Annotated in this window: 16 protein-coding genes; 3 read left to right on the plus strand and 13 right to left on the minus strand. The window is 39.0% G+C overall.

From position 1 onward, the window contains the following. Nucleotides 1–53: 53 nt before the first annotated feature. The 10 genes from BN6559_RS08770 to BN6559_RS08815 all read right to left on the minus strand — a co-directional run bounded on the left by BN6559_RS08770 (nucleotide 54) and on the right by BN6559_RS08815 (nucleotide 11,572). On the minus strand, nucleotides 54–812 hold the full coding sequence (locus BN6559_RS08770) for an SDR family NAD(P)-dependent oxidoreductase (RefSeq protein ID WP_110954365.1): 759 nt from the start codon (nucleotides 810–812) through the stop codon (nucleotides 54–56). A 15-nt stretch (nucleotides 813–827) separates the two neighbouring features. Further along, a complete protein-coding gene (locus tag BN6559_RS08775) occupies nucleotides 828–1,856 on the minus strand; it encodes a 2-hydroxyacid dehydrogenase (RefSeq protein WP_110954366.1) in 1,029 nt (342 codons plus the stop codon). A gap of 131 nt (nucleotides 1,857–1,987) precedes the next feature. After that, the gene (locus tag BN6559_RS08780) at nucleotides 1,988–4,957 is read right to left on the minus strand and encodes a sigma 54-interacting transcriptional regulator (RefSeq protein WP_110954367.1); all 2,970 of its coding nucleotides are present in this window, start codon (nucleotides 4,955–4,957) and stop codon (nucleotides 1,988–1,990) included. A 185-nt stretch (nucleotides 4,958–5,142) separates the two neighbouring features. Then, on the minus strand, nucleotides 5,143–5,616 hold the full coding sequence (locus BN6559_RS08785) for a PTS sugar transporter subunit IIA (protein WP_110954368.1): 474 nt from the start codon (nucleotides 5,614–5,616) through the stop codon (nucleotides 5,143–5,145). A gap of 24 nt (nucleotides 5,617–5,640) precedes the next feature. Next, nucleotides 5,641–6,915 carry a PTS transporter subunit IIC gene (locus BN6559_RS08790; RefSeq protein ID WP_110954369.1) on the minus strand — a complete coding sequence of 425 codons (1,275 nt, stop codon included), beginning with the start codon at nucleotides 6,913–6,915 and terminating at the stop codon, nucleotides 5,641–5,643. Nucleotides 6,916–7,005: 90 nt separating this feature from the next. Continuing rightward, complete coding sequence (locus BN6559_RS08795) at nucleotides 7,006–7,302, minus strand: PTS sugar transporter subunit IIB (RefSeq protein ID WP_110954370.1); 297 nt, start codon at nucleotides 7,300–7,302, stop codon at nucleotides 7,006–7,008. A 185-nt stretch (nucleotides 7,303–7,487) separates the two neighbouring features. Beyond that, nucleotides 7,488–8,381: a class II fructose-bisphosphate aldolase gene (locus BN6559_RS08800; protein WP_110954371.1), complete on the minus strand. Its 894-nt coding sequence runs from the start codon at nucleotides 8,379–8,381 to the stop codon at nucleotides 7,488–7,490. Between the two features lie 152 nt (nucleotides 8,382–8,533). Then, nucleotides 8,534–9,100, minus strand: a complete 567-nt coding sequence (locus BN6559_RS08805; RefSeq protein WP_110954372.1) for a glycerol-3-phosphate responsive antiterminator — start codon at nucleotides 9,098–9,100, stop codon at nucleotides 8,534–8,536. Nucleotides 9,101–9,234: 134 nt separating this feature from the next. After that, nucleotides 9,235–10,275: a 2-hydroxyacid dehydrogenase gene (locus tag BN6559_RS08810; RefSeq protein WP_110954373.1), complete on the minus strand. Its 1,041-nt coding sequence runs from the start codon at nucleotides 10,273–10,275 to the stop codon at nucleotides 9,235–9,237. A gap of 433 nt (nucleotides 10,276–10,708) precedes the next feature. After that, nucleotides 10,709–11,572, minus strand: a complete 864-nt coding sequence (locus BN6559_RS08815; protein WP_110954374.1) for a LysR family transcriptional regulator — start codon at nucleotides 11,570–11,572, stop codon at nucleotides 10,709–10,711. A gap of 722 nt (nucleotides 11,573–12,294) precedes the next feature. Here BN6559_RS08815 and dcuC point away from each other — a divergent pair. From dcuC to BN6559_RS08830, 3 genes are all read left to right on the plus strand, one after another. Then, nucleotides 12,295–13,677 carry a C4-dicarboxylate transporter DcuC gene (dcuC, locus tag BN6559_RS08820; RefSeq protein ID WP_110954375.1) on the plus strand — a complete coding sequence of 461 codons (1,383 nt, stop codon included), beginning with the start codon at nucleotides 12,295–12,297 and terminating at the stop codon, nucleotides 13,675–13,677. Nucleotides 13,678–13,750: 73 nt separating this feature from the next. Further along, nucleotides 13,751–15,463: a M28 family metallopeptidase gene (locus BN6559_RS08825; RefSeq protein WP_110954376.1), complete on the plus strand. Its 1,713-nt coding sequence runs from the start codon at nucleotides 13,751–13,753 to the stop codon at nucleotides 15,461–15,463. Nucleotides 15,464–15,501: 38 nt separating this feature from the next. Continuing rightward, nucleotides 15,502–16,668, plus strand: coding sequence for a M20 family metallopeptidase (locus BN6559_RS08830; RefSeq protein WP_110954377.1), 1,167 nt, complete (start codon nucleotides 15,502–15,504; stop codon nucleotides 16,666–16,668). Between the two features lie 141 nt (nucleotides 16,669–16,809). On the opposite strand, the gene BN6559_RS19235 is transcribed toward BN6559_RS08830, so the two are convergent. The 3 genes from BN6559_RS19235 to BN6559_RS08850 are packed head-to-tail and all read right to left on the minus strand — an operon-like array spanning nucleotide 16,810 to nucleotide 22,205. Next, a complete protein-coding gene (locus BN6559_RS19235) occupies nucleotides 16,810–19,791 on the minus strand; it encodes a tagaturonate reductase (protein WP_199883870.1) in 2,982 nt (993 codons plus the stop codon). 10 nt (nucleotides 19,792–19,801) lie between these two features. Further along, on the minus strand, nucleotides 19,802–21,127 hold the full coding sequence (locus BN6559_RS08845) for an MFS transporter (protein ID WP_110954378.1): 1,326 nt from the start codon (nucleotides 21,125–21,127) through the stop codon (nucleotides 19,802–19,804). A gap of 52 nt (nucleotides 21,128–21,179) precedes the next feature. Then, nucleotides 21,180–22,205 carry a zinc-binding alcohol dehydrogenase family protein gene (locus BN6559_RS08850; protein ID WP_199883871.1) on the minus strand — a complete coding sequence of 342 codons (1,026 nt, stop codon included), beginning with the start codon at nucleotides 22,203–22,205 and terminating at the stop codon, nucleotides 21,180–21,182. Between the last annotated feature and the right edge of the window lie 159 nt (nucleotides 22,206–22,364).

The following is a 22,364-nucleotide window of genomic DNA, read 5'->3' on the forward strand; positions in this document are numbered from 1 at the left end:
ATATCTATCTCTGCATCATGTACCGTACAACCACCATGCTTCACACGAGTTTTTTAGCGCATGAGCATACCGCCAGTTGCATCAAGTGTAATTCCCGTAAGATAGTCCGCTTTGTCAGACGATAAAAATGCGACACTATAGGCAATTTCCTCTGGTTTCGCCACCCGTCCGAGCGGAATGCGTTTTTCATAATAGGCACGTTTTTCTTTGATTGCAGCTCCAACCATCGGTGTATCCATAATTCCCGGTGCTACAGCGTTAACCTGAATCCCGAACGCCGCCATTTCACGTGCCAAAGAAAGTGTAAATGAAACTAAACCACCCTTTGATGCTGCATAATGCGCATGTCCAGTCGTCGAACCATGAAATGCAGCCTGCGAAACAAGATTCACAATCTTGCCTTTCTTTTGATTTGCCAACAAATGCTGTACAAAAAGTTTACACATTACAAAAGGCACAACTAAATTCATATGAAGCGTAGTTGTAAAATCCGCTTCTTCCATATCTACAACATAAGCCTGCGGCCAAATCGCAGCGTTATTAATCAAAATATCCAGCGTCTGATAATGCGACAATGCCAACGAAAATATTGCATCGATGGCTTTCCTCTGCGTTAAGTCGGCTGCGATTCCTATGGCATCCACCGCGTATTGCGCTCGTAAGCAGGCTGCATATTCGACCGCTTCTTGCTGATTTCTGCTTACCACAATTACATTGGCGCCTTCCCCTGCCATAACCTCACAAATTGCGCGCCCCAGTCCTTTTGTTCCACCGGTTACCAGCACATTTTTCCCTCGTAAGCCAAAATCCATAGGTCATCCTCCACTTCAAACATGATTGATATGAAAACGTGACGTTGTTCCATCCAAATAATGAAGCATTTCTTTTGCCAAGAGCTTGGGAGAATTTAAAAATGCATCTACCGTGCCGCCTGCCAAATGCGGCGTTGCCGTGACATTCGGCAAAGTTAACAACGGATAATCTTTTGGCGGTGGTTCCACATCAAACACATCAAGTGCTGCGCCAGTCAATCGCTTAGACTGTAAAGCTTCATATAACGCCTGTTCATCTACAAGCCCGGAACGCGCCGTGTTAATAAAATATGCCCCTGGCTTGACCTGCCGTAAAAATGCAGCATCAATCATCCGTTCCGTCTCTTTATGCAGTCGCATATGCACCGTCAAAAAATCAGCATTTTCAGCAACTTCCTCTAGCGATGCCAATTTAATATAAGTGGGAACTTCTTTGACATAGGGGTCATATCCCAAAATATGCATTTCAAATCCATGCAGCCGCTTTGCCACTTTTTGTCCCACCTGGCCTAACCCAATGATACCTACAGTCTTTTCACTCAGATCCGGCACAGTTGCTGCATTTGTATAATCCCTTACCCAGTATCCCTGCTTGATATTCATATGGCTTTTAGCGATATTGCGGCATTCACAGATCAACATACCCACAGTAAAATCTGCAACTGCCGTTGCATTTCTTCCCGGCGTATGATACACAACGATCCTTTTTTCCGTTGCATAGTCGACATTGACATTTTCATAGCCGCTCCGTAAAATGCCGATCGCTTTCAGATTTTTACAAGCATCGATGACCTTGCGTGAAATCGGGCAAAATTGTGTGATAATGATATCTGCGTCTTGCACTGCGGCAATGATTTCATCCGGCACATCATAAACTTCACTGCCGTTCGTCTCCACTTGTAAATTAATCTGCTGCAATTCTTCATAAGAATCTTGCCGCCAATCTATCGTCTCTACCGTAATACCTCTATCGGCAAAACTTTTAAATCCTTTTTGAATCAACTCTGCTGACAGCAGCAGATCTCCAATTGCCAAAAGCTTCATCTTGCTCTCTCCCATCTTATTTCATACGGTACATAAAAAAACGGTAATAAACTGTAGTTAAACCTACAATTTATTACCGAAATCCAACCGCCTTTCGATATTTACTATTTTGTTGCACTTCATTCCTAATTTCAAAAAACCTCCATAAAGGCTTCTGGTGTCTGCGCGGTTAACAAAGCTTCTACCTTTTTTTCCTGCTTTAACACGCGAAATAATTCTGTCACAATATTGGCATCATGATCCTCGATCGCCAGCATGCAGATGAGCTTCACTTTTCGACCATCTGTATCCCAGACAATGGGCTCTTTCAATCGTAAAAATACAATACAGGAATGATTGACATAAGCAGACATCCCATGGGGAATCGCGATCTCACCTTTAAAATAAGTGGTATTCATTTTTTCACGTTCTTCTACAGATTCGAGATATCCCTTTTTCACGTAGCCATTATTAAATGCCATCACACACATTCGTTCTAAAATTTGTTGTTTCGACGTTAGATCAAAATCCAGTAAAACAAACTCCGCTGTTATAATATTGCCAATCCCCATTGCAGTGTCAGGTTTCAAGATATAATCGAGAAAAATCTTATTATGATTGATAAAATCATTTTCAAACGGAATAAATTTAATTCCTCCGATCCCGGGATTTATTGTCCCAACGATCGCCACAATATGATATTGCTGCTTCAAATCAGCAATTTTTTTATTTAAATTCTCCTCGACCATGCCCAGCGTAAAAATTTTTAAGTTATTGTATTTTGCGGTCAGAACACGCTGAATGTTCTCTGCCATTCCCCGCCCCGTCAAACACATGGTAACAACTGCCGACGGCTTATGTGACTTGCGCTCCGGCACAATTTGAAACTTATATTTTAAATTCACCAGCTCATAATAAATATCGTCCAGATCTTTCTCTTCTACATAAACCTTTCTCACTGCTTCTAATACAGTGAGAATGTCAATACGATCTATCGTACGCGTCTTTATTCCAGTTCTTTTATAAATCACGTCGCCGACATTTACCAAAGAGCCCATATCTACTAAGAATAAAATGCCTTTTCCAGTATCAAGAATCTTCGCAATCTCGATTGTTTTTTCAAATATTTTAGAAGGATTTACCGCGAGAGGCATATCAATGGCCACTGGGAAGTCCACATTCATGAGTTCATGTACTACTTTTACCATCTCTGTCGCTATTTTTCCATGACACATCACGATAATTCCTATTTTATTGTTTTTTTGTTTGGCTTCAAGCAACTTTTTAATATACATCGCCATGAAACTTATTTCATCATCTGGAATCTGAATCTTTTCTCTATCTTCAATTTTTAAAGCCAACTGACAGGCTAGTTCGTATTCTTCTTTCATACTTTCCCTAATATACACAGAATTCGGATTGATAATTTCTACCTTAAACCGTATCCTCTTGATCGCTTCATTGATATGAATCGCCAAGTACAAGATGATATTGCCATTGATCGTGCTTTGCGAATACTTTTCCCTTAACTCCAAAACAAATTCTTTAAGAAGCGCAAGCACGGTATCTTTTACAACATATTTCAAATTATCCAGGCAGTTTACATCATATTTCGCATTGCCATCAAAATCTATCATATTAAAATTTTTAATAATAAACGTCCACATAATTTTTTCAATTTCGTTGTTTGTTAAATCTAAATTTTTAAGTTCTTGATATTTTTTTTCTATTTTTTGATAAATATCCTCCGGCATAGCGTATTTTGTTTCTTTTACCATCGGATATTCTACGATTTTGTCATTAGGATCGTTTTGTGGAATTAAAAGTTTATCTTTGATTAGGCTATTTAATTCCGAAATATCATACGTATCAACGCTGACATCTTCACTAAAAAAATTATTGTACAAAATTTCATTAAGCCCGATATCAATTTCATTTTTTTCTGAATTGATCTTATCAATATACGCATTCGCACAGGTGACTTGTATTTCACTTTTAATCTGACCGATATTTCCCTGATAGTTTTTTAATACAAAGGATTTGATAATTTTCTTGCTTAAAAAAATTTTAGAATTAATTCGATTTGCCTCTGCCTGAAAAAAAGAATAAATCAACTGTACCTTCTCACTGACAGAACGATGTTCGAGCGCCGGCATTGAAATAATCATCGGAATTCTACGCCGAAAACTCGTAAGCAAAGTTGATTCTATATCCTCCGTAGTTGCTCCGATGAAAAAAACGCGAACTTTTCTTTCTCCAGAGGTTTCTCCTAGTCTTCTAAATGTCCCCTTATCTAAGAGTGAAAAAAGAATTTCTTGCCCTTTGGGCGGCAGTCTGTGTATTTCATCCAAAAAAAGTATATTATGATCCGCTTTTTCTACCAATCCTTCTGTATCTGTATCTGCACCAGTAAAGGCACCTTTTTTATAACCATATAAAATAGAAAGTAATAACTGTGGATTATCTGCATAATCGGCGCAATTCAATGCGATAAATGGACTATTTTCAGCAATGATTTTTTCTTGCATGGCATATTTATGCATATATTCAACAAACAGTGTTTTTCCCGTTCCGCTTTCTCCTATAATGAGTGTCGGCAAGCCAAACGGTGGATATCGTACCGAAGCTTTTGCCTGCTTAATACAATTTTTCAGACTTCTATCATAGCCAACCAGATGATGAAAGATATCCGGTTTTTCTGCTTGCAACTGACCAATTGGAGCTTTTTGCAATTTGCATTCAGTCTCATAGTTTGTAAGTGCTCTATGAATATACGAGATGGAAACATCAAAACCATGCTTAGCAAGTTCCATGCTTACTTGTTTGGCATTTATTTTGCTGTTTTTCTGCTTTAAAGCCTCTATAATATGAAAAATTGCGATTTTCTTTCGCTCTCTTGAATTGGGAATTTGCAATTCATTTCGAACATTGGTCACCGTCTCTCGTAATACAGAAATTTTCCGAGCGATTTCTTCATCGCTCAAGGGTTGCGTAATATCTTCACGTTCAATAATTTCTTTGATTTTATTTAAGGTATTTGCATTCATGGTATTTCCACCATCCCTACTATATCTTGAATCCACGCGTACCTTGTCCGAATTGAAAAAGTATCCCGACGTCATTTCTGATTGTAATTATACTATACCTTATACAACCCAGCTATCAAATATTTGCTGCCAATCCATCCATAGTTTTACCTACAAGCACAATAACGGCTAAGTGCATCCGAATTTTTATATTTTCTCCAATCAAAGCCTAAAAATTCCGTTGCACTCACCGTCTCTTCACTGTATCAGCTCTTTTAACATCAACCTAACTGCAAGATCTTCGACATGAAAATTTGCTGCGCTTCTTCCTTAGATGCAACATGATATAAAGCTTCTAAATTTTCTTCATACTTACAATAATTCACGATATTTTTTAAATAATTTAGATGCTTATTCTCGCCTTTCAAGGCCAGCAAAAAAATAACGCCTGCCTCTATTTTCGTCTGATTATTTTCCATTGTATAAAACTCGACTGGATTTTTGCAGATACACAAAATAACAGCTGGACGCAATACATTTTCAGCTTCCGAATGCGGCACAGCAATGCCAATCGGCTTTGTATTCAAACCCGTAGGAAACACACGCTCTCTAGCAATCGTAGCCGCAGCATATTGATCATTTACAAAATCTTTTTCTTTCAAATAGTCCGCAATATGCGCAATTACTTCTTCTTGTGTATTTAAATTTTCGGCGATTAATACATCATAATAAATTCCATCCACTACGCGATTCATAAGATTCCCCCCTTGAAAAATACGTTAAAATCCAAATACAAAACCAAACGCTTGATATACAAGTACGACTAACGGAGTTCCAGTTGCGTCCCAAGCAGAGATTGTACCTTGCGCAACATCATATTTCATCGTTCCAGCCAAAGCCGTCATTGGTGCAGCCATCAAACTTGCACCCCAGCAGAATAAACAAATAATAATGGATTCTACGATGATATTATGAAAAATATTGCCCTCTGTAATTGCGTTTACTGCGGCACTTTCCCAAAGAACGATGATGAGACTCACGGTGGCAATCATTTGATTACCCGGAAGCGCAAGAGAAATCAATAATGCGATTGGATACATAATTAAAGTTGTCGGCGTAACGGCTGCATGACCAATTACCGTTGAACAATCCAGGGCAATCCGAACGTCATCGCGTTTTAATCTGCTCGTAAGTGCCTTTTTCGCAACTCGAATTACCGGGAACCAGCCTTCGACAAGAATGGATGCCATTTTAGGCAAAAGTAAAAATGCCGCTGCCATTTTAACACCCAATAAAAGTGATCCCATAACGCCGATTTGACTTAAGGCTCCGATAAAGATTCCGACGACAGCCCCCATGACTGTACTTTCTCCTAATATTCCGAATTTTCCCTCTATTGTTTCTGCATTTAAATTAATATCTTTCAGCACGGGAGTTCTTCTCAACAACCAAACTAAAGGAATGGCGATACAGGCTTGAAATGAGAAATGACTACCATGCGGCCACGATCCACCTGGTGGAAATCCATTGATTTTTTCAATATACGGTGCAGCAATATCGGCTGCTTTTAAATCAATTACTAAAAATATAATAACCGCTAAAGTAGCAATCCAGAAATTGTTGGATGCGACGCCAATCAAGCCGCCTAACAACATCGCCCGCCAAGTATTAAACACATCTACATATAAAGTATCGGTAAATCTTATATAAACCAAAAATACATTCAATATCAAAAATAACAGTACACCAAAATATCCATAGGTATTACCAAATGCATAACTTAAACAGCCCCACCCGATATCAATCACACTTTTACTAAATCCATATACTTGAATGATATTGTTTACAGGACCGATCATCGCCTGCTGGATTAAACTAACGATCAGCATAATCCCCTGCAGCCCGATGGAAACTTTGATCGCACCAAGCACCGCCTTTTTAAACGGTACCTTTACAATTGCAGCGATGATAAGAAAAAGACCAATGATGGTTACCGAAGAATCGAATCCAAAAAAAGCGGATAGAATATCAGTTACTTCATTTACTATATTCATTTTTTTACTCCCCTCTTAGCAATACATACTTAGCCTCACCTTGTACATGACTCTATTCATTTAATAGCGCTATTAAACTGAATTTATAAATTATAAACTTTTTACAACAGATACAATCTCACTCAATGCTTTTTCCGCAGCAGCATCATCTAACATGATACCCAAAGCTCTTACCATAGGCGTTCCTTCCACAGCCTTAATTTCGACCGTCGTCACAACCAAGTCTGCTTTACCAATCTGTTCTTCAAGATCTGTAACACGGCAGATCAAAACTTTCACATTTTTGATGTTCTCCGCTTTCATTCTGTCTTCAATTTCTTCTTTTAAATAATTTGACGTACAGATACCTGCTCCGCAGCAACATAATATCGTAATATTGTCTTTCATTCCTTCACCCCCTCTGCCTATTTATAATTGCAAATACCGTGCCAATTACACTCAAAGGATTTTTCCCCGCTTAAATACTAGCGCTACATCAAACCGGTTTGCTAAAATTACAAACTGCCACAAATTCCTCTGTAAAATTACAATAAAAAACTTTTTTGTAATTTTAACAAACTCAGTTCCTACAATTATTTCGCTTTGCCATCCGAACTTAATAGTAGCATTTTCTCTCTAACCACCTGTTTCATCGCTTTTAAAGGTTCTGCATACGCTGTACAAGGCCACACCGCCATATGCTCCTTTTGATTCAATTCTTCTTTTAACGTCGTGAAAAAAGCTGTGAGCATTTCCGAGAATATATTTAATTTACAAATACCCAAAGCAACGGATTTTTTAATTGCCTCATCCGGTGTTCCCGATCCTCCATGCATAACCATTGGTACACTTGATTTTTCATTTAAAACAGCCAATCTGTCAAAGTGCAGTTTTGGCTCCTTCACATAAATTCCATGTGCCGTACCAACCGCAACCGCCAGAGCATCCACACCTGTCTTTTGAATGAAATATTCCATTTCACTCGGATCCGTCAAAAAGTCATCCGGATTGTCAAATACATCCGTCTTCTCTTTTTTAATCCCCGTCTCAGAATTTCCAACAATCCCGTCTCCAACATGTCCAAGCTCTGCCTCTACCGACACATCAAATTTGTGGGCATATTCTACAACTTTTTTTGTCAATTCTATATTCTTTTCCAATGGCAAAATCGAGCCATCAAACATAACTGAGGTAAATCCATTATCTATGCATTTTTTTATAAAATCAAGATCTGTTGCATGATCTAGATGCAAACAAACTGGAACTTGTGCTTTTTTTGCCATAGCACTTAAAGTTTTCGTCCAATAGGTTAACCGGTCTCCTTCTAAATCTACCTTTAATCCCATTAAAATAACCGGCGCTTTCAATTCCTCTGCTACTTCTACAACCGCCATTGCCATATCCAGATTGCTTACGTCAAAGGCCCCAACTGCATATTTATTTTTTCTTGCATCCTCTAAGATCGTCTTCAAATTTACCAAAGCCATTTTAAACGCCTCCAAACTTTATTTTTCCTTCAATCTTTATCTTTTTATGATCTTCAGCTGTCTAGCCGCCATAAAAAAATTCGACGAAAACAAGCTGGAGGGATATATTCCTCCTGCCTGTTCGTCGAATTCTATGCCACGATTCAACTTGTTTATTTTGTTGTTAATCGCCACAATTCCTTAGAACTTGTGGTAATTCCAATAACACCCGCCTTTTTCGCAGCTGCTATCATTTCTATATTTTCTACGAAACCGCCTAAAAATACAGGCACATTTTTTGCTTTTTTGATTTGTTCAATAAATTTTAATCCATAGAATCCCGGACGTACCTCTATAAAATCACACTTTGAATCAGCCAATGCTTTTAACGAATCATCTAGAGACTTAGAATCCATTAACGTAACCCGATGCATAGTCTCTAGTCCAATGCCCTTGATCATATTCAGTTTTGCCGTACTCGAACAAATCACCATATCGACAGAATACAAATTTTTCAACAGATGTATACCGATCTTGTCCAAATTCAAACCGCCGATCAATTCAGCATTTACCACTACTTTCTTATTTGCTTTATGGCACATATCTACAAATGATTTTAAATTTCCAATATGAATTTCACTCAATAATACATAATCATTATGAAGTGTCAATGCATACGATAAATCTTTCACCATTCGAATAGAAGGAATTACGATAAATTTATCGTTTTTCATATTCATAAAAACATTCCACCATTTTTCACAAGATTCTTTCACTTATGGTCATAAACAAACGGATTTTTTAGCCGCCTATTCGTGTAAATTATAACATGCAAGGTATCGTGCCGCAACAAACTCTATGGATTAAAAAAGCCTTAATTTCTTACGTTTTGCATCGGTAAACCTTGCAAATAATTTTTAAGATCTTCATAGCCGATTTCAACAGAATTACGCATCGTATCACAAGAAGTACCTGCTAAATGTGAGGTAAGCGTAACGTTATCCAATTGAAGGAATGGGCTGTCTTTTGGCAGAGGTTCTTCATCAAATACATCAATTGCCGCCCCGCCAATAGATTTCGTTTGCAATGCCTCAATCAAAGCCGCCGTATCTACAATACCAGCACGTGCTGTATTTATGAGATATGCAGTAGGTTTCATCTGGTCAAATTCTTTTTTCCCAATGAACTTTGCAGTCTTTTCCGAAAGGCGAATGTGTACCGATACAAAATCCGATTGCGCCAGTAGCTCTTCGAAGGTGACTGCTTTATACCCTGCATCCTCTATTACTTTCTTATCCATGAACGGATCATATACAATTACATTCGAGCCAAATCCTTGTAACCGTTCAATCACGCGTCGGCCGATATAACCAAACCCGATTATGCCCACCGTACAAGCTCTCATATCATGGATATATTCCTGATTGGCGAATTTTTTACACCATTTTCCCTCTGCGATCAACTTATGCGCACGCGCAATATTTTTGTTTTCAGCGATCATCATACCGACGGTAAAATCCGCTACTGCATGCGCACTGCGCCACGGTGCATTAATTAACTTAATCCCACGTTTCGTTAATTCTTCCACATCTGCATTTTCATACCCACCACGCAATACTGCAGCTACTTTCAAATTTTCACAAGCAGCAATGACTTCCCGATTAATCGAAGCAACGTGAACCACAATAATATCCTTGTCTTTACAAACGTCCAGCAGAGGTTTGTACGTAGGTGCTGCATCAACACCACCCAATTCAATTTGCAGCATACGATCCGTAATCGGACCCATTGCATACATATCTTGATCTTCGATCATACTGACCTCAGCACCATATTGCTCTAGTTCATACATTTTCTGCATCAATTCCGGAGTAATACCACCATCAGCCACAAGTAAGATTTTTGTTTTTTTCATCTTCTCCCTCTCCCTCTTAACCGCATAATTTTATTTGCCGCCCACATATATTGACTGCAAATTTTATATAAAAAGCACCTGCAAAGCAACTACTTTTATATTTACGAATAAAAAAAATTCGACTAAAAGCTATTCGAAACGAATAGCCTCTAGTCGAATTCATATCTCAATTCAACGTATTACGATATTTTGTTGTAATTTTAAATGCATACTATTTTGTTGTCATTGATTATGCTTTGATTATATATGCTTTTCCTTATTCCTGTCAATATGAATTCTGAAAATTCCAATTGTTACATCGTCACACCATTTTTCCAAATTGTAATTTCGTGAAATTCCATTTCTTCCGCTTTGCCTTTTTATACGGGAACAACCGCTATAATATCTCATGTAAATGCACCTATGTGAAACCATCCCATCTTAAAAATATAAATTATTCACATTTATATTCATCTAAAATATATTTAACAAAAGTATCCACTGTTGGGTGTTCCAACGAGCTATCTTTATAAATTAAGCAGGTATTTCTTGAGATAATACTTCCATTTTTCCCTGTCGCTAAACAACTGAATAAAGCACGCTGATTTTTTAAGCAGATTTCCGGAATCAGCGCCCATCCTAATCCATTGGATACCATTTGCAGACAAGTTTCTCGATTATGAACCTTTATAACTCTAGGAGAACAAGAAAAATGCTCCTTCCACCAATTTTCCCATTCCAGCTTTGCTTCTATACTTGCATTATATTGAATCCACGGCTGCGACGGCAAATCATCCATACGAATGGGTTGTAAAGAAACAAGACAAACAGGCTCTTTTTGAAGAAAATGCACTTTACCCAACCAAGACCTTTTTTCTCGCAAAATTGCCACATCAACTTCATCTTTTTCCAAGAGAGAAACGAGTTGCGAACTTAGCTCCGTTTTTAAATTAATTTCAATTCCAGGAAAACGCTCTTTAAATTTTCTGATTAAAGGCGAAAGTTTGTATTGCGCAAATATGTGAGAAACCCCCAGCTGCAAAGTTCCATGGACGGTGGCTTCCATACTTCCGACATAATCTTTTGTCAAAGCAATCATATCCAGCATTTTCTCTGCGCATTGGTGTATATATTCACCTTGTGCAGTTAAAACCGACCCGTCAGAATGTCGATTTAATATTTTAACTCCAAAATCTGTTTCTAGCCTTTTCAACCGATAAGTAAGCGATGGCTGTGAAATGTAAAGACGAGCAGCTGCTTTTGTGATGCTGCCTTCTTCATAAACCATTTTTAAAGCGATTAGATCATTGGTATTCATTCCTCTTGCTCCTCCAATCGATATAAAATAACTCTACAGCCTTTTTGGAAATCACCATTCTTCTATAATAATTAATTATACTACTATAAATCATCGCATTCACCAAGAAATTTTTACACCTTATAAAATATACGTTAAATTTCATTATTTTGTAATTTATTTACACTGTTTAGCGATAAAGGTTTGAACATCTAGATTATATCGAAACAACAACTTACTCTTGTGAAAGTTCCTCTTTCAATGACAAAGGGGTCGTATAAAAACTATACGGCCCCTTTGCCAAATTAAACACGCATGTTCAATCCAATCGAACAACTGTTAACTATTTATAAACTATATTTTAATTTGTGCTAAAAATACTGTCAATAGAATTCATCACAAATTAACTTTATTTCTATAAATTTATTTAAATGCTAATCACCGCTGAAACAAATACAACGATCTACAAATTCTGTCTCCATAGTTATTTTTCTAAAATAGCGTACAACTTTACCAATTGCTCTTCACGTCACTTAGCGCATATAGAATAAATTTATGCCCCCCCTTTTTAAATCTTCTATTTCTTTTTCTTGAAATAACCATACTATAATTTTAATCAATAATAAGATAATTTCACTTATTATATAGCGTTTTACTGTAAAGGGGCGTGGCTATCATGATCGCTGTATAGAATGCCTTACACGTATTTACTTTCAGAAAGAAAAAGAAGGAGAAGTTGCTCTATGAATGTATTACTTGCAATTGCAGTTATCGGTTTAATTGGCTGGCTGGTTATAAAAAAATATAAACCCCAAACTGTGTTACTGCTAGGCGGCATTATCTTAATGCTGCTAGCATATGTTATGGGCTACACAACGAAATTCGTACCAGATAAATTTGCTACAGGCTTTTTCTTTTTTGACATGTTTGAGCACATTAATCAGTTAGCTACTAAAGATGTTGCCGGGCTGGGCTTAATGATTATGTCTGTTACCGGCTTTGCTAAATACATGGATCACATTGGTGCGAGTTCATCATTGGTATACCTTGCAATGAAACCCTTAGGACGTCTCAATGCACCTTATCTTGTCATGTCTTTGAGTTTTTTGCTATGCATGTTCATGGCATTATTTATTCCAAGTGCTTCTGGCTTAGCGATGTTGATGATGGTTACGGTATTTCCCATCCTGGTAAAGGTAGGTATCAGCCGTATAGCAGCTGCTTCTATCGTAAGTACAGGGCATCTATTGGATATTGGGCCTGCTTCAGCCACCAGTCTATTAATTGCTAAAACCTCTGATATCAGTGTGAATCAATATTTTGCCGACTATCAAATTCCCGTCTATATCACGACTGGCATCTGTGCTGCTTTGGCTCACTATTTCTGGCAGAAATATTTAGATCGCAAAGAAAGTGAAAAATACTCCGGAGATCAGAATTTTGAGGCCGTCATTTCAGAAAATCAAATGAAAGGCATGGCGCCGCCCGGTCCTGTTTATTATGTTATTTTACCACTATTACCACTCGTATTCTTACTTGGTTTTAGTGAATATGCCATTGCAACAATAAAAATGAATGTTGTATTAGCTATGTTTTTAAGTTTATTTATCAGTATGCTTTGCGAATTTATTAGACTCTGGGACTTTAAAAAGGTTTGTGCAAGTATTCAAATCTTCTTTAAAGGCATGGGTGAGCAATTTACAATGACCGTAACGCTTATTATAGCCGGTGAAACGTTCGCCTATGGCTTACAATCTATCGGTGTCGTCGATGCTGTTGTGAAAGGCTCTCAAGGAATGGGCATCAGCGCATCATTCATCACACTAGGTATTGTCTCTATTATTACAATGTTTAGTGTCATTATGGGCTCCGGTGTAGCACCTATGTTTGCTTTTACACCTTTAATTCCAAACATCGCAAAAGGATTAGGAGAAAATCCTGCGGTAATGCTGCTTCCAATGCAAAATGCCTCTAGCTTAGGGCGCATTATTTCACCAATTAGTGCCGTCATGATTGCCGTAGCCGGCATTGCCAACGTATCAACCGTCGAATTAGTCAAACGCAACTCCGTACCTGTTATATTATCGTTACTGGTATCGACGATTTGTACTTTCATATTTAATTAAACTCATAAAAATATTGCACTTAAAATTCAAACAAAGTTTAGCTATTTAATAATCATTCAAAGGAGTGTGTATTATGATATGTGTTCCGAAATATTTATTTGATTTAGATATTTCCAAAGAAACGTTAATGGAACATGTCGCAAAAATCTCTAGTTGGGCTAGAATCGCTGGTTCGGAAGAAGAAGCAAACTCATTCGAATATATAAAAAAACAACTTGAAGCGATCGGTGCGGAAGTAACATACCTGCACCACGATGCCTATATTAGCCTTCCAGAATCCGCGTCACTACAAATCGGTAAAACTTCATTTCCTTGTCAAACCCATTCAATGGTTCCTTCAACAGACCCAACAGGACTGCAAGCAGAAATTGTATATGTTCCCGGTGGGAAATCTCAATTATCCCAGGAAAATATCCAAGGGAAGTTGGTCATGATTGATGGAAGAGCTGTCGCAGAACCAGTTTGGATCTCGCAAGATCTGGGTGCTGCAGGTGTGATATTTATTTCTGGTGAGAATATCCATGAGATGTGTATTTCAAAAGTTTGGGGCTCCCCGACAAAAGATGAACTGGAGCAGCTTCCTAAAATTCCTGTCATTTCAATCACACAAGCAACCGGAGATTTAATTAAAAAGAAAATTTTCGATACCCCATCTACAGCCACTCTTATTACGTCAGTAAAAACACACTGGTGTCAGATTCCACTTTTAACGGCTGAAATAAAAAGCACACTTAATCCAGAAAAATTCGTTATGCTTTCAGGTCATGTGGATTCATGGTACTACGGGGCAACCGACAATGCTGCCGCTAATTCGGTAATGCTGGAAATAGGCAGAGTAGCAGCCCAAAATAAAACGAAACTTCATCGTACATTACGTCTTGTTTTCTTTTCCGGTCATTCACAAGGGCGCTATGCCGGTTCAGCTTGGTATGCTGATCATTTTTGGGAAGATCTGCATCAGAATTGTTTCTTAAATATCAATGTAGATGTTCTTGGTTGTAAAGGTGCTGAAGATGTCACCAGAGCAGTAACCATGGCTGAAACAAAAGACGTCATTGTGGATGTCGTCAAAACAATTACAGGTGCAGAATTTAAGGGAAAACGTTATGCCAGACATGCCGATCAATCATTTTGGGGCGCAGGAGTTTCATCTGCACTCGCATCATTTTCCAAACAGGTAGTAAAAAATCAGAAAAACGGCGCATTTGTTCAGCCCGCTGGCGGTCCAACGGATCTCGGCTGGTGGTGGCATACACCACACGACACACTGGATAAAGTTGACGCTGACAATTTATTAAGAGATGGTCGAATTTTTGCCGCTATTACCTTAGATTTCTGTTTTAGATCGATTATTCCCCTTGATTATCGCAGCTCTGTAGAAGAGTTAGAAACGATTTTACAAGATTGGCAGGCACAAGCTGGTGAACTCTTTGATTTAAGTACACCGATCCATAGAATTAAATTACTTAAAGAAGAGGTCAAACGCCTATACTTAGTTGCACCCAATGAAAGTATTGACAATGATAGTATCAAGAAATTTAATGCCACGTTATTGAAGCTCGGGCGTATTCTTGTTCAACTCAACTACACCCAAGGCAAGATCTTTGAAAATGATAGAGCAATTTCTCAACCGCCAATGCCCTCTCTGGCTCTTATAAAAGAATTAAGAACAGCTGATGAAAATAAAAGAAAAGTACTCTTAACAGAATTGGTACGACGTCAAAATTACGTATCCTACGCCTTGGAACAAGCAATGCAAATCGTCCAGAACTTTCTTCGGGAATAATCCTAATCATATCTTTTGAGAATAGGAGATCGATTATTATGAAAAATACAATCGAACAAGAAATTAACAAAATTCAAGAAGAACTCTTAAATTTAAGTCATACGATTCATCAAAATCCTGAAATCCGGTTTCAGGAGAAAAAAGCTGTGAAATGGCAGACACAGCTGCTAAAAAGTCATGGATTTAGTATAGAGACACCTTTTGCAGGATTAGACACTTCTTATAAAGCAACGATTAAAGGACATGGCAATGGTCCTCGTGTTGCTTTTTTAGCTGAATATGATGCACTTGAGGGTGTGGGACATGGATGTGGTCACAATATGATTGCTACGATGTCTGTCGGCGCCGCCATCGGACTGTCTAAAATTGCAGACAAAATTGATGGTGAAATCATTGTACTAGGCTGTCCAGCAGAAGAAAGCGGCAAAGGAAAAGTCGTTATGATCAACAATGATGGCTTCGAAGGTATCGATTATGCTATGATGATTCATCCATCTACGAGAAATCTGATTGGAAGAGGTGGCCTGGCAGCTGTTGTACTGGATATTGAATTTCAGGGAAAGGCAGCGCATTCTAAGGAACCTGCTGAAGGCATTAATGCACTGACTGCCATTATTAAAACTTTTAGTGGGATTGATACTTTACGACAAGTTTGGAAAGATGATGCACGAATCAATGGCATTATCACCGCTGGAGGTATAGCCCCTAATATTATTCCTGAATATGCGGCTGCTCGTTTTACAGTTAGAGCAAAAACCAGTGCATATCTTTCAAAAATGATAAAAGATATTGAAAGAGTGGTTGAAGCTGCAGCAATGATCACCGGAGCAAAACCACAAATCAAATCTGGGTTAATGTCTACCGAGCGCTATTCAAATGCATTGATGGGGAATCTCTTCAAAGACAATATGGCTATGTTAGGAGAAGTGATGCAACATCCGCCGAAAGGATTATCCGTTGGTTCCTCGGATATCGGTAACGTATCTATGATTATACCTACGATTCACGAATATATCGCAATTGCTCCTACTACAGTTAAAAACCATACAAAAGAATTCGCACAAGCCGCTCGATCGGAAAAGGCTGATGAAATGCTCCTAAAAGGAGCTAAAGGGCTAGCAATGACTGCACTAGATATATTTTCAAGCAAAACATTGCAAGAAGAAATATACAGCGAGTTTAAAAATACGGTATTACATGAATAACACATTCAATTAAACTAAAATCTTGCTGAAGATCACCACCAGCAAATAATCGATGAATATTAGACGCCAACAGAGCCTATAAACTACAAAAGTTTATAGGCTCTGTTTATTTCACTTATCTTAAGTAAAATTTATCTTTTTTTACATCGTCACACCATTTTTCCAAATTGCAATTTCATGAAATTCCATTTCTTCCGCTTTGGCTTTTTGTCCGGAAGCAACCGCTATAATATAGTCTACCAATGCATCCCGCAATAGGTTCATCTCTTGTCCATTCACTAAACTTCCGGCATTAAAATCAATCCAATTTTGCTTACGCAGAGATAACGCATGATTTGTGGAAATTTTTACAGTTGGTACGACGGTGCCCCAAGGCGTACCCCGCCCGGTCGAAAAAAGAATCAATTGACAGCCGGCTGCTGCCAGAGCAGTCGTAGACACAGCATCATTGCCCGGTCCCTGCAAAACCTGTAATCCTTTTTTCTCAACGCATTGCCCATATTCGAGTACATCCACCACTGCAGCTCTGCCGCCCTTTTGCACACACCCTAAAGATTTATCTTCAAGGGTTGAAATCCCTCCTTTTTTATTGCCGGGAGAAGGATTTTCATATACCGTCTGATGATGACTTTCAAAATAGTTTTTGAAAGAATTGATTAAATCCACCATCTTGTGAAACACCTGCGCATTTTGTGACCGATTCATCAGCAGCGTTTCCGCGCCAAACATTTCGGGCACTTCCGTCAATACAGCTGTCCCGCCGCTGCCGACAAGAAGATCCGAAAAGGTACCAATCAATGGATTGGCCGTAATTCCCGACAGACCATCTGACCCACCACATTTAAGCCCAACGACCAATTCCTCAAATGGACACAATGTTCGCCGACTTTGTCCTGCATAAGTAAATAGTTCTTTGAGAAGATTTTCAGCCGCCGCAAATTCATCTTCCGCTTCTTGGGCGACAATAAATTTAACGCGTTTATCATCATATTCCCCTAATACTTGTTTGAATACCTCGACGTTGTTATTTTCACAGCCCAATCCAACGATGAGTACCGCTCCAGCATTAGGATGTTTCACGAAATCTGCTAAGATTTGTTGCGTTGCTTCTTGATCCTCACTCATTTGCGAGCAACCATAAGGATGCGTAAGCGCAATACAATCGTCGACATGCGCGTATTGACCAAGCAACTTCTTCCCAGCCTGTGCCAAAAGCTGCACAGTGCGATTTACGCAACTTACCGTCGGAATAATCCATACTTGATTGCGAGTGCCTACCTTCCCATTATTGCGTCGATATCCTTGAAAGACTCGTGCTTGCTTTGGCAGTATCGGTACAGCTACGGGCTCATATCGGTACTCTTTTTTTTCATCGAGTTTTGTCACGATATTATGCGTATGAACCCAACTACCTTTCTCTATAACCATGCTGCTGCTGCCAATTGGAAAACCGTATTTTATAATATCTTCTTGCGATCCAATCTTTTGCAAAGCAAATTTATGTCCACGAGGAATCGTCTCTGTTAAGAGGATACTTTGACCTTGAAGCCTAACCTCTGACCCTTTTTTTAAATCCCGTAAAGCAACTGCTACTGTATCCTCCTCATGGATATGCAGTGCATCGACTGTCTGCACTTCGCAAATCCGCGCCATTACTGCCGCTATCCCCTTCCGATCCATCTCAAATAAAAATCCGCCAATCTGCTCTGTCATTTCTTTGCAGACACTGGAGTCCTTTTTCCACAATTTTTGACTTTTTAATACCGCCTGCGCGACCTGATTCGCTGACACAAGTGTACCTTCATACATCTGCCAAGCCTTACGCATTGCAACAACGGCTGCGGCATCATCAATTATTTCGTATATTTCGCTGCCACGCTGTCCTTGTACGAGATTACCCGCACCTCGGTCATTTTTATAAAGCATGATATAAGCAGCAAAAGAAAACAATAATCTTTCCGGGCAAGCAGAAAATTTTTCAATATATGCTTCAATAGACGGAATCACCCTTGTATAAAATTTTGAAGATGAATTCAACAAAATACTTAACAGATAATGTGTAATAAATGGGTTTTGAAAACGTTCTATTACTGCATCGGCAAATGACGTTAACATACCGCCATCCAAATCAATCGAAGGGATGATTTCTTTATATACCGTCTGCCGGACAAACTTTCCTGCAATTGGATCCGCCATCATTGCCCCAACTGTATCTATTCCCGCTAAAAAAGCGGCTGGAACACTTGCCGTATGTGCACCGTTTAAAATTCGCACTTTCCGCTTACGATAGGCCGCAATCTCTCGTTCAATCACGACATTTAAACCAATCTTGGAAAACGGGAGCTTTTCTTCAAGTGATGCATCACCTTCAATGGCAAAAAAGTGAAATACTTCACCACAAACCATGAGCTGATCTTCATAGCCAAGTTCAGCGACAAATTTATCGGCATTGGCCTTCGGATAACCACTAACAACACGATCAACGAGTGTATTTAAAAACAGATTATGTTCTTCAATCCACTGTTTAAAGCCCATCGGTAGCTTCCAATCGCTGCAATATCGCAATACAAGCTTTTTCAATACTGTACCATTTTCCTCCAACAACTCACAAGGAACAATCAGCATGCCTTTATCTGCCGCACCCTGAAAAAATTTATAACGATGATATAGATAAAGTGTTAATTTCCCCGGGTAGGATAGTGGCGGCTCCATATCCGCCGTATCTTTCGAATCGTAGGGCAGCCCTGCTTCTGTTGTATTTGAAAAAACATAAGAAATCTCCGGATTTTCTGCACATTTTAAGCAATCATGCCAATCCTTATAGGGATTGATTCCTCGGCTTACAGATGTAATAATCTCCCTTTCATCGACAACCTGACCGTCTTTTATTCCTTGCAAAATCGTTGTATATAGACCATTTTGTGCATTGAGTTTGTCGACAACTTTACCATGCGGCGTTGGTTGCACCGCAACAATGCGTCCATTGAACAAACCTTTTTTATTCAACTGATGGATCATCCAATCAACAAATCCCCGCAGAAAGTTGCCCTCACCGAACTGAATGATTTTCTCCGGCAAATCACTTTCTAAATTCTTATTATAAGACAAATTTAACTTTTTCATTATGCAACCTCTATTCTCCGTTTCCAGATAAAGTTTGGCCTCCACTTTTAAAACAAGGTTCCGGTTCAATTGCTTTCAATTCCGTCAAATAAAAACCATATGTAATTGCACCGACTAGACAAGCTGCCCCGGAAACAACCAATGCCGTACCAAAATTTCCGCTGCTGCTAATCAAATATCCCGTAATAATCGGGCCAAGAAAACCACCGATATTGGATGCACAATTTTGAATTCCACCCAAAACAGATGTCATATTACGCGGTGCAACATCACCAGGCAGTGACCATAAAGCCGCACCGGCAAAAGCTAACCCTGCATAAGAAATACATAGTAAAAACATTGCCACCGCATTCGACTCTACAAGCCCAGCAAACGTAACAGAAGTCGCCAAAAGCATGCCGATGACAAGATTGGTTTTTCTGGCTTTCGTTAAATTGCCCGTCTTTTGATACGTATAATCCGTAAACCATCCACCAAACCATTGGCTTAAAATCCCGCACAACGGTGGCAGCATCGCCATCCACCCCATCGTTGTCAATTGCATCCCACGGTCATTGACCAAATACGTCGGAAACCAAGTAATAAAAAAATACACTGCATAATTCAAGCAAAAGAAGCCAATGCACATTGCTTTTACATTACGATACTTTAATAATTCATACCATTTCATTGGCTGGGTTTTATCTATTCCCTCTTTTTTCACTTGATTATCACGAATATACCGCAGTTCCAATTCATTAATGAATTTATGTCTTTCCGGATCATTATAATACGCCAGCCATGCAACCGCCCAAACCAATCCAATCGCGCCGCAAACAATAAAAGGAACTTGCCACCCATACGCCATTACCATCCAGGCAACCAACGGCATCGCAAACGCTGTACCGAATTTACTGCCACTGTCAAACAAGGCCGTCACTTTTCCGCGTTCATTATCGGGGAACCACTTCGCTGTAATTCCAGCATTACAAGGATACACCCCGGCTTCCCCCATCCCCATAAACAATCTGGCTCCAATGAGACCACTGATGGTTCTTGCGCCAGCGGTTGCCGCCGTTGCCAAAGACCACCAAACAACAGCTACGGCAAGACACAATCGCTGGCCAACGCGGTCTGCCAGCCACCCTGTTGGAATTTGGAACAACGCATAGCTTAAGAAAAACATCGACATAACCCATCCCATATCCGTCGAAGTCAGATTCAGTTCTTTCATCATCGTTGGTGCAGCCGCAGACATAACTGTGCGATCCAGATAATTAATTGCAATTGCACCTAGCATAAATAGCGCTACAACATATCTTGCTTTTGTCATTTTTTGTGTTTTTGCATCTTTCATTTTACAACCCCCTTAAATTACACTGCGCAGACTTTCAAAACGATTTATTTCATTAAAATTCCAAGACTACTTTTAACATTGAAGCAGCATTTTTATCAAAATCAGCAAATGCTTTGGCTGCATCTTCCATCTTGTAAGTATTCGTAACAATTTTCTCTAAATCAACTCTTCCGCTTTTCACTAAGTCAATCAATTCTAAAAAATCCTTTTTTAATGCGTTTCTCGAACCAAAAACATTCAATTCTTTTTTCTGCAATAATGTAAAATCAAAATCATGCGTTTTTTTCCCTACACCAATTTGTATCATTTTGCCGCCAAAAGCCACCGCATCAATACAATTTTGAAAAGTTGCGGGCAAGCCGACCGCTTCAATTGTAACGTCAAACCCTTTATCTACTGTATACTCATTTACTTTCTTCGTGAAATTTTCAGCAGTATCATTCAGAATGCCGCCTTCCAGATCAAACGTATGAATCGCATACTCTATTTTCTCTTTTGCTACATCGGCAATATAAACCTTTGCGCCCAATGCTTTTGCAGATACAGCCGCCAACACCCCGATGGTTCCCGCACCAAGGACCAAAACCCTATCTCCTTTTTGCACATTCGCTCGACTGACACCATGATAGCTAATACAAAAAGGCTCAATCAGTGCCAATGTTTTCGCAGGCAACCCTTTTCCATCATAAATTCGATCTATTGGCATTGTAATATATTCTGAAAAAGCGCCATCTCGCTGTGCCCCCAGCGTTTCATTGTGGGTACAGCAATTTACTAACCCGCGTTCGCAAGAATAACAATTTTTGCAATTAAAATATGGATTACAAGTCACGATCATTCCCGCCTTAAGCCCCTGTGCATTGACCCCAACTTCAATAATCTCCGCTGAAAACTCATGCCCAGGAATTCTGGGATAAGAAGCGTACGCAAAAGTTCCTCGATACGTCCCTAAATCACTGCCGCAAATTCCGCCATATAAAACCTTAAGTAAAGCTTCTCCTTTTTTCAGTACCGGATCTTTGACTTCACGAATTTCCACATTTCCCGGCTCATTAATGATAATACTTTTCATTTTCATAAGACCTCTCTTTACCTTTGTTTTGATAAATCTTACATGGAAAACAAGCACAATTCCTTATAACCATAATTACAAAAATTCCATACTGTAAAATTATCACACGATAAATTAAAGCAATAACAATGCCAACTTTCACATGCAAAGTATTTTTTCTAAATA

Source organism: Massilibacillus massiliensis, from assembly GCF_900086705.1.
GTDB lineage: Bacteria > Bacillota > Negativicutes > FLKF01 > FLKF01 > Massilibacillus > Massilibacillus massiliensis.

Coding starts and splice junctions, on each gene's coding strand:
- BN6559_RS08770 (WP_110954365.1), bottom strand. CDS start 812: ATGGATTTTGGCTTACGAGGGAAAAATGTGCTGGTAACCGGTGGAACA.
- BN6559_RS08775 (WP_110954366.1), bottom strand. CDS start 1,856: ATGAAGCTTTTGGCAATTGGAGATCTGCTGCTGTCAGCAGAGTTGATT.
- BN6559_RS08780 (WP_110954367.1), bottom strand. CDS start 4,957: ATGACGTCGGGATACTTTTTCAATTCGGACAAGGTACGCGTGGATTCA.
- BN6559_RS08785 (WP_110954368.1), bottom strand. CDS start 5,616: ATGAATCGCGTAGTGGATGGAATTTATTATGATGTATTAATCGCCGAA.
- BN6559_RS08790 (WP_110954369.1), bottom strand. CDS start 6,915: ATGAATATAGTAAATGAAGTAACTGATATTCTATCCGCTTTTTTTGGA.
- BN6559_RS08795 (WP_110954370.1), bottom strand. CDS start 7,302: ATGAAAGACAATATTACGATATTATGTTGCTGCGGAGCAGGTATCTGT.
- BN6559_RS08800 (WP_110954371.1), bottom strand. CDS start 8,381: ATGGCTTTGGTAAATTTGAAGACGATCTTAGAGGATGCAAGAAAAAAT.
- BN6559_RS08805 (WP_110954372.1), bottom strand. CDS start 9,100: ATGAATATGAAAAACGATAAATTTATCGTAATTCCTTCTATTCGAATG.
- BN6559_RS08810 (WP_110954373.1), bottom strand. CDS start 10,275: ATGAAAAAAACAAAAATCTTACTTGTGGCTGATGGTGGTATTACTCCG.
- BN6559_RS08815 (WP_110954374.1), bottom strand. CDS start 11,572: ATGAATACCAATGATCTAATCGCTTTAAAAATGGTTTATGAAGAAGGC.
- dcuC (WP_110954375.1), top strand. CDS start 12,295: ATGAATGTATTACTTGCAATTGCAGTTATCGGTTTAATTGGCTGGCTG.
- BN6559_RS08825 (WP_110954376.1), top strand. CDS start 13,751: ATGATATGTGTTCCGAAATATTTATTTGATTTAGATATTTCCAAAGAA.
- BN6559_RS08830 (WP_110954377.1), top strand. CDS start 15,502: ATGAAAAATACAATCGAACAAGAAATTAACAAAATTCAAGAAGAACTC.
- BN6559_RS19235 (WP_199883870.1), bottom strand. CDS start 19,791: ATGAAAAAGTTAAATTTGTCTTATAATAAGAATTTAGAAAGTGATTTG.
- BN6559_RS08845 (WP_110954378.1), bottom strand. CDS start 21,127: ATGAAAGATGCAAAAACACAAAAAATGACAAAAGCAAGATATGTTGTA.
- BN6559_RS08850 (WP_199883871.1), bottom strand. CDS start 22,205: ATGAAAATGAAAAGTATTATCATTAATGAGCCGGGAAATGTGGAAATT.